Origin of the sequence: Corynebacterium durum, from assembly GCF_030408675.1 — a bacterium.
GTDB classification, from domain to species: Bacteria; Actinomycetota; Actinomycetes; order Mycobacteriales; family Mycobacteriaceae; genus Corynebacterium; species Corynebacterium durum.
The window spans coordinates 2,696,728-2,709,578 of record NZ_CP047200.1 but is presented as its reverse complement, the minus strand read 5'-3'; the positions used below and the strand labels follow the sequence as shown (position 1 = coordinate 2,709,578).

Annotated in this window: 9 protein-coding genes, 1 rRNA gene and 2 pseudogenes; 8 read left to right on the top strand and 4 right to left on the bottom strand. The window is 55.9% G+C overall.

Features of this window, described 5'->3' with window-relative positions:
- Positions 1-14 precede the first annotated feature (14 nt).
- From rpsF to CDUR_RS12535, 5 genes are all read left to right on the top strand, one after another.
- On the top strand, positions 15-302 hold the full coding sequence (rpsF, locus tag CDUR_RS12555; RefSeq protein WP_040358492.1) for a 30S ribosomal protein S6: 288 nt from the start codon (positions 15-17) through the stop codon (positions 300-302).
- A 93-nt stretch (positions 303-395) separates the two neighbouring features.
- Positions 396-1,016 (top strand): single-stranded DNA-binding protein, encoded by a 621-nt coding sequence (locus CDUR_RS12550; RefSeq protein WP_006061720.1) that lies wholly within the window; start codon positions 396-398, stop codon positions 1,014-1,016.
- A 93-nt stretch (positions 1,017-1,109) separates the two neighbouring features.
- The gene (gene rplI, locus CDUR_RS12545; RefSeq protein ID WP_040358325.1) at positions 1,110-1,562 is read left to right on the top strand and encodes a 50S ribosomal protein L9; all 453 of its coding nucleotides are present in this window, start codon (positions 1,110-1,112) and stop codon (positions 1,560-1,562) included.
- 347 nt (positions 1,563-1,909) lie between these two features.
- Positions 1,910-3,424 (top strand): replicative DNA helicase, encoded by a 1,515-nt coding sequence (gene dnaB / locus CDUR_RS12540; protein WP_179418455.1) that lies wholly within the window; start codon positions 1,910-1,912, stop codon positions 3,422-3,424.
- Between the two features lie 30 nt (positions 3,425-3,454).
- The gene (locus CDUR_RS12535) at positions 3,455-5,014 is read left to right on the top strand and encodes a cation:proton antiporter (RefSeq protein WP_179418454.1); all 1,560 of its coding nucleotides are present in this window, start codon (positions 3,455-3,457) and stop codon (positions 5,012-5,014) included.
- An 8-nt stretch (positions 5,015-5,022) separates the two neighbouring features.
- Here CDUR_RS12535 and CDUR_RS12530 read toward each other — a convergent pair whose 3' ends face one another.
- Complete coding sequence (locus CDUR_RS12530) at positions 5,023-7,311, bottom strand: heavy metal translocating P-type ATPase (RefSeq protein WP_179418453.1); 2,289 nt, start codon at positions 7,309-7,311, stop codon at positions 5,023-5,025.
- Between the two features lie 50 nt (positions 7,312-7,361).
- Complete coding sequence (locus CDUR_RS12525) at positions 7,362-7,565, bottom strand: heavy-metal-associated domain-containing protein (RefSeq protein WP_179418452.1); 204 nt, start codon at positions 7,563-7,565, stop codon at positions 7,362-7,364.
- A 185-nt stretch (positions 7,566-7,750) separates the two neighbouring features.
- Between CDUR_RS12525 and trxA the strand changes: the two genes are divergently transcribed.
- Positions 7,751-8,131, top strand: coding sequence for a thioredoxin (gene trxA, locus CDUR_RS12520; protein WP_040358495.1), 381 nt, complete (start codon positions 7,751-7,753; stop codon positions 8,129-8,131).
- A gap of 137 nt (positions 8,132-8,268) precedes the next feature.
- On the top strand, positions 8,269-9,243 hold the full coding sequence (locus CDUR_RS12515; protein WP_179418451.1) for a PspA/IM30 family protein: 975 nt from the start codon (positions 8,269-8,271) through the stop codon (positions 9,241-9,243).
- Here CDUR_RS12515 and CDUR_RS12990 read toward each other — a convergent pair.
- A pseudogene (locus CDUR_RS12990) lies at positions 9,240-9,593 on the bottom strand (NYN domain-containing protein); the annotation flags it as partial. The gene CDUR_RS12515 and the pseudogene CDUR_RS12990 sit on opposite strands and share 4 nt — an antisense overlap.
- A 362-nt stretch (positions 9,594-9,955) precedes the next feature.
- A pseudogene (locus tag CDUR_RS12985) lies at positions 9,956-10,532 on the bottom strand (NYN domain-containing protein); the annotation flags it as partial.
- Between the two features lie 640 nt (positions 10,533-11,172).
- Here CDUR_RS12985 and CDUR_RS12505 point away from each other — a divergent pair.
- Positions 11,173-12,717, top strand: a 16S ribosomal RNA gene (locus CDUR_RS12505).
- The last annotated feature ends 134 nt before the right edge of the window (positions 12,718-12,851 follow it).

Below are 12,851 nucleotides of genomic sequence, written 5' to 3'. Positions count from 1 at the left end.
AGGTGATGAGGTCCGTGCGTCAATACGAAATCATGATCATTCTTGATCCTAGCCAGGACGAACGCACTGTTGCCCCGTCCCTGGACAAGTTCCTTGAAGTTGTCCGTAACGAAAACGGCAAGGTGGAAAAAGTTGATATCTGGGGTAAGCGCCGGTTGGCCTACCCGATCAATAAGAAAGATGAGGGCATCTACGCTGTCATCGATCTGACATGTGAGTCTGCGACTGTGCAGGAGCTTGATCGTCTGCTGAACCTGAGCGATGATGTTCTGCGCACCAAAGTTCTGCGAGGCGACCGCTAATACGGGACACTGGTAGGTAGAACACCTGCCCCGGAAAGTGGACACCACAACATACACTGTTCACACCACGTCGTAGAAAGAGGTACACAGGTTATGGCACAGGGAGAAACATCAATCACGGTTGTTGGCAACTTGGTTGCTGACCCAGAGCTTCGCTTCACCCCCGCAGGTGCGGCGGTGGCGAACTTCCGTATTGCCTCAACCCCACGTCGTTTCAACCGGCAGACAAGCCAATGGGAAGACGGCGAGGCGATGTACCTCACCTGCAATGTGTGGCGTCAAGCAGCGGAAAACGTTGCCGAGTCCCTATCAAAGGGCATGCGCGTCATTGTGCAGGGTCGACTGCGGCAGCGCTCCTACGAATCCCGTGAGGGTGAGCGCCGCAGCATCTTTGAAGTTGAGGTTGATGAGGTTGGCCCTTCCCTGAGTTTTGCCACCGCACAAGTCACCCGGGCATCCCGCGGTGGCGGCCAAGGTGGGTACGGAAACCAGGGCGGAGGACAGTCCATGGGTGGCCAAGGCCAGATGAACCAGGGCACCATGAACCAAGGCCAACAACAGCAACCCAACCACGGCGGCTTTGGTGGTGGAGGAAATACCGGTGGTTTTGGCGGCGGGAATCCGCAGCAGCAAGCACCGGATAATGATCCGTGGAACAGTGCACCAGCTTCTGGTGGGTTTGGTGGACCAGCAGACGACGAACCCCCGTTCTGATATTCAGATTTTTCACATACTTTATGCCTACTGCCACGCTGGATGTAGCAGCGTCGGGCGTTGCAGTGGGATGAACAACGAAAGGCAGGGATCATGAAGCTGATCCTCACCGCTGCCGTTGATAACCTCGGTGTCCCCGGCGACATTGTGGAGGTTAAGAACGGCTACGGACGTAACTACCTGCTTCCTCAGGGTTATGCCATCATCGCCAACCGTGGCGCTGAAAAGGAAGCAGAGAGCATTAGGCGTGCTCGTGAGGCTCGCGCCATTCGCGACCTTGATCACGCACGCGAAGTTAAAGAGCAGCTGGAGAACCTCACTGGCGTGTCCATCGCTGTCCGCACTTCTGACAAGGGCAAACTGTTCGGTTCTGTCACCGTAGAAGATATTGCAGCAGCTGTTAAGAAGGCTGGCGGCCCCAGCTTGGACAAGACCGCTATTGAGCTTCCTAAGCGCCACGTCAAGAACACTGGTTCTTACGCGGTTAACGTGAAACTGCATGGCGACATTGCAGCTACAGTGAACTTTGAGGTCGTTGCTGCTTAAGGTTTTAAGCATGTAACGGCGGCTTTGATAAGCCCAACGACAACAGCAGCCAGAAGCCGCTCCCTTGCCTAGTATCTAGACACCTGGGAGCGGCTTTTGCATCGCCACAGGTGTGCGATAGCTGTTCATGAAACCTAACAGGTTTATCCACAGTCTCATCAGTTGGGATAGTTGTGGGAAAAATGCTCCTGGCCTGCGTATAAGGAAACTCTTGCACAGTATCGGCGGGACAGTCCACACCTTTTCCACACGTTATCCACAAGCACCTGTGGAATATGGGGATAACCCCAGGTTTTGAGCGTAAAAGCACTGGTCATACGCATAGCAAACTGTGAAGGAAAGGCATCATGGACTCAGGTTTTTCGGAGTCTTTTTCAGAGTCACATTTCGACGATTCCAGCGACGTTGCTGCCACTAGTTTTGATGATGTGGTGCCCAGCGCACCCTCGCAACAGGCGTCGTTTGAGCGGCCGTCGACACGCGGAGATCGGGGAAGGTATGGCCAGCAGGGGGGACCTGCGGATCCTCCTGGACGTGACTTCGGCAGGCAGCCCCCGCATGATAATGAGGCGGAGCAGGGCGTGCTGGGGGCGATGCTGCTCAGCCCGAACACCATCACGGACATTATTGAGGAGCTCATTCCTGATGACTTTTATCGCCCCGCCCACCAGCTGATTTACCGGGCGATCCTAGATCTATTCAGCGACAATAAGGACGTTGATCCGGTGATTGTGGCGGGCCGGTTGGACCGTAACCACGACTTGGAACGCGTCGGTGGGGCACCGTACCTGCACACCCTTATCTCCTCCGTACCGACGGCCGCGAACGCCCGCTACTACGCCGAAATTGTTGCGGAGAAAGCAGTGCTCAGGAGGCTTGTCGACGCCGGGACGCGCGTTGTCCAGCTCGGGTACGAAGGCACTGAGGGGGCCGAGGTGGACGTAGTGGTGGACATGGCCCAGCAGGAAGTTTTTGCCATCGCTCAACGCAATGTCACTGAGGACTATGCGATCCTGGCGGATATTCTGCAGCCGACGATGGATGAGCTGGATGAACTGTCCACCCATGGCGGTTTGGCGCGGGGGATTCCGACCGGATTTATCGACCTGGATAATCTGACTAACGGCCTGCACGGTGGTCAGATGATCATTGTGGCTGCGCGCCCAGGTGTGGGTAAATCTACACTCGCGCTGGATTTTATGCGCTCGTGCTCAATTAAACACAACAAGGCATCGGTGATTTTCTCGCTGGAAATGTCAAAAAGCGAGATTGTGATGCGCCTGCTATCCGCCGAAACGGAGATTCGCTTGTCGGACATGCGTGCAGGTCGGATGAGTGATGAAGCGTGGGCGAAACTGGCCAACCGCGTGGGGCAAATCTCGGAGGCTCCGTTGTTCATTGACGATTCCGCCAATCTCACTATGATGGAAATTCGCTCCAAAGCCCGCCGATTGAAGCAGAAGCATGACCTGCAGATGATCGTGGTGGACTACCTGCAGCTTATGAGTTCCGGCAAACGTGTGGAATCCCGTCAACAGGAAGTGTCTGAATTTTCCCGCCAGCTGAAGCTACTGGCTAAAGAGCTGGATGTTCCGCTGGTTGCTATTTCCCAGCTGAACCGTGGTCCCGAGTCGCGTACAGATAAGCGGCCACAGCTTGCTGACCTGCGTGAATCTGGCTCGCTGGAGCAGGATGCGGACATGGTTATGCTGCTTTATCGGCCAGATTCGCAGGATAAAGACGATGAACGCGCAGGTGAGGCTGACATTATCCTGGCCAAGCACCGCGGTGGTCCGATCGATACGGTGCAGGTGGCGCATCAACTGCACTACTCCAAGTTTGTGGATATGGCTCGTGGGTGATGCATAATTCATGTATAATATGAAGAACCTATGGAAATTCTACTTATCATAACCCTTATGTTGTTTGCCACGGTGGTCATTGTGGCCATCAGTGACCGCTTTGGATTGCCGTGGCCTGTTTTGATCACGCTGGTTGCAGCATCTGCGTTCTTCTTCCCATCGCTGCCACTGCTGCACATACCAGCCGAGATGATGCTCCCGATTTTCCTGCCACCACTGTTGTGGGCACTGGCACGCCGTACAAGTTGGGCCGCGATCCGTTTGCAATGGATGACCGTGGTCAGCTTATCCGTGTTGCTGGTATTGGCTAGCGCTGTTGCTGCGGCCGGTGTCGCCCTGTGGATGCTGCCACCTATCGGCATCGCCGGGGCACTTGTCCTCGGGGCTGCTGTTGCGCCGCCCGACCCTGTTGCGGTGGATGCTGTCGCCGAACCGGCCGGGGTTCCGCGTCGGCTCACTGGCACCCTGCAAATTGAGGGCCTGTTTAACGACGCCGCGTCAATCGTGGTGTTCCACCTCGCGCTGGCAGCATTGACGGCAGGGGAGAAGCTGTCGTTGGTGGGGGGCATCTCCGCTTTCCTCTATTCTTCGATCATGGCGGTGGGTGTGGGCTGGCTCATCGGCTACGGCTCCGCCAAGCTCATCGACTGGATGAACAGTACGGTTGCACGTAATGCGTTTACCTGGGTTATTCCTTTTGCCACCTATGTTCTTGCGGAAGAGATCCACGCCTCCGGGGTGATTGCCATTGTCATCGCTGCCGTGGAATTGAACTCCCGGGTGAAAGTCGGTGCGGAAGACCGCCTGACGGGTCATGCGTTCTGGGAGACCGTGGAAATGCTGTTTACTGGTGTTGCCTTCGGTCTGATCGGTCTATCGGTGCGCGATGCGGTTGAAGAAGTCGGAGCAGAACTGGTACACGCGGTGGTGTTGGGCGTGGTGATCTCCGCCGTGCTCATTGCAGTTCGCTTCGGATGGATGTGGGTGTTTTACCAGATCAACGTGCGCAAGGGGAATCGTGGTCTTGCCCCACTGCGGTTGCAGGAAGTGTTGCTTCTGACGTGGGCAGGTATGCGCGGATTGGTGACGCTGGCATTGGTGTTGTCTATTCCGAGTGATAGCTTCCCCATGCACCACCAACTTGCGGTGGTTGCGCTGGTTGTGTTGCTGTTGACCATGGTGATTCCAGGACTGACCCTGCCATGGTTGATGCGCAAACTGGACCTGGATAAAGGCCCAGACGCGCAGGGCGACCATGCGCGGGAACAGTTGCGTAAACGTGCCTACGACAAGGCCATGGATGTCATCGCTGAGCACGACGATGAGATACCGGCCGATATGATTGAGGGTATGCGTGTGTGGTTTGCCGAGCAGCAACATATCGGTGATCATGGCACGAGCGCGGCTGAACATCGCCATGAAACCATCGTGGAGTTCAGGAAACAGATGAGTGCTGTGCGTATTCAAGCCCTGGAGGCTGCCCAGAATGAGCTTCTGCAAGCCCGCCGCGAACCAGGAGTTGACCCAGCCGTGGTGGACGAGGTGCTCCACAGTGTTGACCAAATGATTGTGGCGGCTAACCGCCACTAGCGACCTAGCTAGAACAACGAACGGAAGCGGCGCAGACGCAGGGAATTAGTCACCACGAACACTGAGGATAGGGCCATCGCTGCGCCAGCAAGCATGGGATTCAGTAGGCCCAAGGCGGCCACTGGGATGAGGATAACGTTGTAGGCGAATGCCCAGAATAGGTTGCCCTTGATAGTGCGCAGTGTGGCTCGGGAGAGTCGGATCGCGTCGGCGGTGGATCGCAGGTCGTTGTTCATAATGGTGATGTCGCTGGCCTCAATGGCTACATCGGTCCCAGCGCCCATGGCCAGACCAAGGTTAGCCGCCGCGAGGGCTGCGGCATCATTAATGCCATCGCCGACCATGGCTACACGCTTGCCCTGCTCTTGCAGCGTCATAATGGTTCCTACTTTGTCCTGGGGGAGGACACCCGCGAACACGTGATCGGTGTTGATGCCCACCTGTTCGGCAACATGCACGGCTGCACCATGACTATCGCCAGTGAGCAGCATGGGTTCGATGCCAAGTTCTTTGAATGTTGCGACAGCAGCGGCCGAGGTGGGTTTCACCTCATCGTGAACCGTGATGATGCCGCGTGGAACACCATCAATGTCAACCATGACTGGTGTTGCACCGTGGGAGCGTGCGGTGGTCACGGCGTCGGCAAGCGCAGACAGGGCTGGCTGATCGTCGAGCCCAGAGGGGGTGCGTACCGTCACGCACACATCGCCTTCCTGCATACTGACCCGTGCAGACACCCCGGACCCGGCATCAGCGCGGAAATCGTGCGCAGGAAGCAGGGGAGAGGAGCTTGCGGCAACGATAGCTTGGCCGATGGGGTGCTCGCTGCCGTTTTCTACTGAGGCTGCGAGGCGCAGTATCTCGTTGGTATCGACACCGTCGAGCCCCACCACGTTGGTGACGGTCATAATGCCTGTGGTGACGGTGCCTGTTTTATCAAGAACAATTGTGTCCACTTGCCGCGTTGCTTCCAGGACTTCGGGGCCTTTGATCAGCATGCCGAGCTGGGCGCCGCGTCCCGTACCCACAAGAAGTGCGGTGGGTGTGGCGAGACCCAGTGCACAGGGGCACGCAATGATGGTAACGGCGACGGCAGCGGAAAATGCGTGAGCAAGTCCGTGGCCTGCAATGATGTGCCATCCGAGGGCGAGAAGCGCTGCGAGAATGACCAGCGGCACGAAGACTTGGGAAATGCGGTCAACAAGCCGCTGGACGGGAGCTTTGCGGGATTGTGCGTCGCTGACCAGCCGGGCGATGCCCGCGAGCGTGGTGTCTTGGCCAACCCGCTGTGCCTCAATGATCAGGCGACCAGAAGCGTTCATGGTGGCCCCAGTCACGATACTGCCTGGGGAAACATCCACAGGCAGAGACTCGCCAGTCAGCATGGACTCATCAACGGCTGAGGTTCCCGACACCACCACACCATCTGTTGCGATGCGTTCCCCTGGTCGAACCACGAATTGCTCGCCAACCTGTAGCTGCTCAATCGGGATGCGGACTTCCTGGGAGTCTCGCAGAACTGCTACGTCTTTTGCGCCCAGGTTGAGAAGTTCCTGCAACGCCTGCGAGGAACGTCCCTTCGCGCGGGCCTCAAACCAGCGTCCCAGCAGCAAGAAGACGATAACCATGGCGGAGGTGTCCAGGTAAATGTCATGCAAACCACCGCCGCCATGTGACAACAGGCTAAACGACATTCGCATTCCCGGCTCGCCCGCTCCGCCCCAGAACAGGGCGATCAGCGACCATACGAAAGCGGCCGTTGTACCAAGGGAAATCAGCGTGTCCATAGTAAACGCGCCGTGCCGCAGGTTCTTCCACGCCGCTCGGTGGAACGGCAACCCACCCCATACGTACACCGGTGCCGCGAGGGTGAGGCTGGCCCATTGCCAGTAAGTGAACTGCGCAGCAGGAATCATGGACATCAGCATCACGGGGATGCCCAGCACCGCTGACACCAGCACGCGTTGCTTCAATTGTTCCTGTTCCTGCAGCCGAACATCGCTTATCGACGTCCCCTGCGCCTGCTCGCCAGTAGTAGCCTCGCTGTTGCTATTGTCGGCCTGCGGATCGGCTTTGACGAAACCCTTATAACCTGCGGCCTCGATCGTGGCGACGAGGTCATCAGTGGTCAGTTCCGCAGCGTCGTACAGCACGGAGGCGGTTTCCGTCGCGAAGTTCACCTGAGCCTCCACCCCTTCCATTTTGTTCAGCTTGCGTTCCACGCGCGCTGAACATGAGGTGCAGGTCATGCCCAAAACTTCAAGATCAACGTGAGTTTGGGCTTGGGTTGTTGTCATGGTTGTTCCTTACAGCTATAGCGTTATGGAGTGTGGGTCCTCCTTAGGCTTCAACGCACGAGAGTGTATCCAGCTTCCCGGATGGCTGCATCAACGGCATCATCGGTGAAGCCGGTGCCATCAACAGCCACAGAACCGGATTCAAGGTCAACGGTGACGGATTCCACACCAGGAATGGCGGAGATTTCTTCTTTGACAGACGCTGCGCAGTGCTCGCAGGTCATGCCTGAAACTGTGTAGGTTGTGCTACTCATGGGATTCCTTTCAAAAGGTGAATATGAATGTTGGGTAACCCCTTTATACACCCCGCATCGACGTGAAGTAGCACATGGTGGTGGTCGTTAAGCTGATGCTGTCTGTAGGGTGGTGGAATACTTTTGCTGTTGGTGCTGTTGTGCCAGACAAGAGTGATTTTTACTACAGTCAAGCAAGGAGCGACATGGCCACTATTGATCTGAACGAAACAAACATCCAAGACACCATCAGCAAAGATGGGACAGTCATTATCGATTTTTGGGCGCCCTGGTGCGGTCCGTGCCGTGGTTTTGCTCCCATTTTTGAGAAGTCCTCTGAAGCTCATCCGGATGTTGTGTTCGGCAAGGTGAACACTGAAGACGAGCAGGGAATCGCGGGCGTTTTTGAAATTCAGTCCATTCCTACGCTTGTGGTGTTCCGCGACGGAATCCCGCTCTACCGACACAGCGGTGCTCTTCAACCGCAGGATCTGGAAACCCTGCTCAGCCAGGTCGCCGCACTGGATATGGATGAGGTGCGGCAGAAAGTCGCTGAGGCTACTGGCAATGCAGAAGAGTCTGAATAAGAAAAGAAGCACTTCAGACGAAAAATAAAATTAGCTTAAAACGCCCACGAGTATCTTTCCGAAAGAAGCCTCTGTGGGCGTTTTTATATACAGTAGGAGACAACAAGCGTAACTAGATTTCTGAAAGGCACATCGTCATGGCAAACCCCTTCAGCAAAGGCTGGAAATACTTAGCTGCCTCCCTCGATCGCGCGATTGATGAAAACGCTGATCCGAAAGTGCAGATTCAGCAAGCCATTGACGCGGCGAAAAGCCAGCACCAGGCCATACTCGATCAGGCAGCGGCCGTTCTAGGTAATAAGCGCCAATTGGAAATGAAACTAAATAAGTTGGTGAAGGATCAGACTGCGGCTCAGGAAAAAGCACGTGCTGCCATTGTTGCTGCCGATGAGGCTGCCGCTGCAGGTGACACTGACCGCGCCGCCGACCTTAATGGGGTGGCAGAGGTTTTGGCTACCCAACTGGTGACTGTCGAACAGCAACTTGAAGACACCAAGGCGCTATACGCCCAGGCAGAAACCGCTGCAGAACAAGCCAAAAAGCAGGTTAAAGAGTCCGAGGCTCGCCTGCATGATCAGATGAGCCAAATCAATGAACTGGCTGCTCAAGCTGATCAGGCTGCGCTGCAAGAAACTACCGTTAAGGCAATGGATTCTATTGGGCAGTTCTCAAAGGACGATTCAGTGCCCACACTAGATGCGGTGCGTGAAAAGATTGAGCGCCGCTACGCTAACGCGCTCGGTGCCCAGGAACTCACGGAACAGAACATTAGTGGGCGAATGGCGGAAATTTCTCAAAGCGGGCAAGATACTCTTGCCGCTGCGCGTCTTGCTGAAATACGCGCTGAACTCGGTGGTGCACAAACCGAGGAGAAGCCCAAGGAACTGGAAGCATCTACTGAGGATGAGGTTGTTGAAGAAGACACTGTAGCCGCCGACTCAACCACCGAGGTTGATGCAGACGATGTGGAAACGGTGGTTGAGGAAGAGGGTACTGAAGACGGCATCGTGGAGGCTGACGTTGAGGACGGCGACGTCGACAAGCCACAGGAGCAGGATGAAGAAGAAGCCGCCACTGAAGCCCCAGCCTCATCTGACAAGGCTGATAGTTAGTTTCCTCGCTTGTTGAGGTTGATTAGCACCCCACGGATGCCGGAGTGAAAACCGTCACGCAGACTGACACGCTGGGCGTCCGTGAGGGTGTACTCGTGCAGGGTTTCGCACGCAAACTGCAGGAGCGGGCGGTCCACCTCAGGGGGCAAGCCGCCACCCGATAGCAGATGAGCCTGGTCGCGTTGTTCATTGGTAGCGGCATTCTCATACCACCATGATGCGTATTGTTGTCCTACATCAAAGGGGGTTTGAAAGCCTGCCGACGCCCATACCTCGTTGGGAAGCGGAACGTACCGCGAACGAAGCTTGCGCCGCGGTGCCATCATTGATGGATTAGGCGCGGGTCGTGCACTGTTGGACGTAGATTGAGCTGGCTGTTCAGCTGGGGTTTTTGCCACTTCGCCGGGAGTGGGAATGGTTTTGCCATTAGGCAGTTTTCCAGACGTATCCGCAGGTTTGTCGGTGCTTCCTTGAGCACCTTGAACGTCATGCGTCGTGGTCGGAGAGTTGCCTGCGGTGCTATCAGCGGCTTTGTTGGCAGGAAGCGCCTGCTCGGATTGTTGCGAGCTGACGCTATCACTGTCCTTGGCGTCACTCGGAGGTGTCGGCACGGACACCTCCACTGCGGTAATGGTGGCGCTTTCTTGGATGTACGTTTCCTCCATGTCCAGTGGCGTGGAGTTATCGTCGTCGCACATGTCATCATTGTCTTGCTTGTTGCGCACAGACGGAGGTAATGGACCTTCGAGGACTTCAAGCTGCATGGAGTCGGAGAAGTCTTCACGAGGATCAAGAATCGTTGTGGTGTCGCACGCGTGACGGAGTGCAGAGGACATGGAATCCCAGCCGAAACCGTACAAATGCACTCTTATCCCAGCGTTAGTCGCTTCCTGTACTCCTGGAATCATGTCAGCATCGCCTGACACAAGAACAATGTCCGAACAGTGGCCGCGCACGCTGGCCAGCACCATGTCAGCCACAAGACGCGTATCGACGGCCTTCTGGGTGCGGCGTTCCCCCCACTCAATGAGTTGTCCAGCACGTAACTGGACCCCGTCGCATGTGCGTAACGCGCGTTGATAGCGATGTGGACCTGATTCTGGAATTCCGTCGTACCACAACTGTCGGTGTACTGGCTGGTCAAGTTGGGTCTGGATCATGTTGCCTAAGACGGCAACTACCTCAGGTAGATCAATTTCTAACTGTGCGCGGGCACCAATCTCCCAGGAGTTATAAAAGCTCGCAAGCAAATAAGACGTGTCCACGAATACGAGTGTGCGTTCAAGCATGGCTCCTAATTTCCGTTCATCAGCTAAGGCATCTAAATAAGTTGTAACTTCCAGCATGCCTTAAAAGTGGGTGCAGCGTCGAAGCGACATCAATTTTTGGGGTGATGAACAGGGGATATGCATGAGGGCTTGACAGAGGATGTGGTGTCGATACGCAATCTTCGTGTTGTTACCTATGTGATGGAAGGGGCTGGGGTTGCTTCGTTGGGTTGTTGAGTGTGGTGGGGTGGTTGGTGCTGTTCATCGCACCACACACCCACCGTGAAACCACCCTGCACGACATCCTGTATGACACCAACCCACCACCACAACCGCTAGCAAAAACCTGTGTTGTGCTGGGGGTTTGCCAAACCCCCACACGGTGGGTAACTTATATCAGGTCCCCGAAGCAAAACCCCAGCACACACGCGTGTGCTCCGGGGGTTGGTGGATGCTTATTTTTTTGTTGTGTGAGAACTCAATAGCGTACCAAGTACTACACACACCCACACACTAGTGTTGTTGTGTGGGTGTCGCACACCCCGACCCTGGTAGTGGTGGGGGTGTGTTGCTCTTGTCAAAGAGATACACGCTTGAAACACTATTATTTTGTTTTTGTTTTTGTTTTGTGCACGACACACGCATTTGTTTGTGTGTGTTGTGGTTGGAGAGTTTGATCCTGGCTCAGGACGAACGCTGGCGGCGTGCTTAACACATGCAAGTCGAACGGAAAGGCCTGCCACCTTGGTGGTGGGTACTCGAGTGGCGAACGGGTGAGTAACACGTGGGTGATCTGCCCCGCACTGTGGGATAAGCCTGGGAAACTGGGTCTAATACCACATACGACCATGGCGTAGGGGTCATGGTGGAAAGCTTTATTGCGGTGTGGGATGAGCCCGCGGCCTATCAGCTTGTTGGTGGGGTAATGGCCTACCAAGGCGGCGACGGGTAGCCGGCCTGAGAGGGTGGACGGCCACATTGGGACTGAGACACGGCCCAGACTCCTACGGGAGGCAGCAGTGGGGAATATTGCACAATGGGCGCAAGCCTGATGCAGCGACGCCGCGTGGGGGATGAAGGCCTTCGGGTTGTAAACTCCTTTCGCCCGGGACGAAGCCCACCTGATGGGTGACGGTACCGTGGAGAAGAAGCACCGGCTAACTACGTGCCAGCAGCCGCGGTAATACGTAGGGTGCAAGCGTTGTCCGGATTTACTGGGCGTAAAGAGCTCGTAGGTGGTGTGTCGCGTCGTCTGTGAAATTCCGGGGCTTAACTCCGGGCGTGCAGGCGATACGGGCACGACTAGAGTGCTGTAGGGGTAACTGGAATTCCTGGTGTAGCGGTGAAATGCGCAGATATCAGGAGGAACACCGATGGCGAAGGCAGGTTACTGGGCAGTTACTGACGCTGAGGAGCGAAAGCATGGGGAGCGAACAGGATTAGATACCCTGGTAGTCCATGCTGTAAACGGTGGGCGCTAGGTGTGGGCTGTGTGTTTGCAGTCTGTGCCGTAGCTAACGCATTAAGCGCCCCGCCTGGGGAGTACGGCCGCAAGGCTAAAACTCAAAGGAATTGACGGGGGCCCGCACAAGCGGCGGAGCATGTGGATTAATTCGATGCAACGCGAAGAACCTTACCTGGGTTTGACATGCACCAGATCGGCGTAGAGATACGTCCTCCCTTGTGGTTGGTGCACAGGTGGTGCATGGTTGTCGTCAGCTCGTGTCGTGAGATGTTGGGTTAAGTCCCGCAACGAGCGCAACCCTTGTCTTATGTTGCCAGCACATTTTTGGTGGGGACTCATGAGAAACTGCCGGGGTCAACTCGGAGGAAGGTGGGGATGACGTCAAATCATCATGCCCTTTATACCCAGGGCTTCACACATGCTACAATGGTCGGTACAACGGGTTGCGACACTGTGAAGTGAAGCTAATCTCTGAAAGCCGGCCTCAGTTCGGATTGGGGTCTGCAACTCGACCCCATGAAGTCGGAGTCGCTAGTAATCGCAGATCAGCAACGCTGCGGTGAATACGTTCCCGGGCCTTGTACACACCGCCCGTCACGTCATGAAAGTTGGTAACACCCGAAGCCCATGGCCTAACCACCGCTTTTGTGGTGGGGGGAGTGGTCGAAGGTGGGATTGGCGATTGGGACGAAGTCGTAACAAGGTAGCCGTACCGGAAGGTGCGGCTGGATCACCTCCTTTCTAGGGAGAATATGTGGTGTGTATCCAATGGGGGTGTGGTGCTTGGTGTGGCTGTTGGGTGTCCCACATAATAAACGTGTGGAATTTTACGTCCTTGTCTGCTGGTGATCATGGTGGTTGCTGGTGGTGGGGTG

Excerpts from the sequence above, each read along its gene's own strand:
- CDUR_RS12535 (WP_179418454.1), top strand. The coding sequence starts at position 3,455 with ATGGAAATTCTACTTATCATAACCCTTATGTTGTTTGCCACGGTGGTC.
- CDUR_RS12530 (WP_179418453.1), bottom strand. The coding sequence starts at position 7,311 with ATGACAACAACCCAAGCCCAAACTCACGTTGATCTTGAAGTTTTGGGC.
- trxA (WP_040358495.1), top strand. The coding sequence starts at position 7,751 with ATGGCCACTATTGATCTGAACGAAACAAACATCCAAGACACCATCAGC.
- CDUR_RS12550 (WP_006061720.1), top strand. The coding sequence starts at position 396 with ATGGCACAGGGAGAAACATCAATCACGGTTGTTGGCAACTTGGTTGCT.
- CDUR_RS12515 (WP_179418451.1), top strand. The coding sequence starts at position 8,269 with ATGGCAAACCCCTTCAGCAAAGGCTGGAAATACTTAGCTGCCTCCCTC.
- rplI (WP_040358325.1), top strand. The coding sequence starts at position 1,110 with ATGAAGCTGATCCTCACCGCTGCCGTTGATAACCTCGGTGTCCCCGGC.
- CDUR_RS12525 (WP_179418452.1), bottom strand. The coding sequence starts at position 7,565 with ATGAGTAGCACAACCTACACAGTTTCAGGCATGACCTGCGAGCACTGC.
- dnaB (WP_179418455.1), top strand. The coding sequence starts at position 1,910 with ATGGACTCAGGTTTTTCGGAGTCTTTTTCAGAGTCACATTTCGACGAT.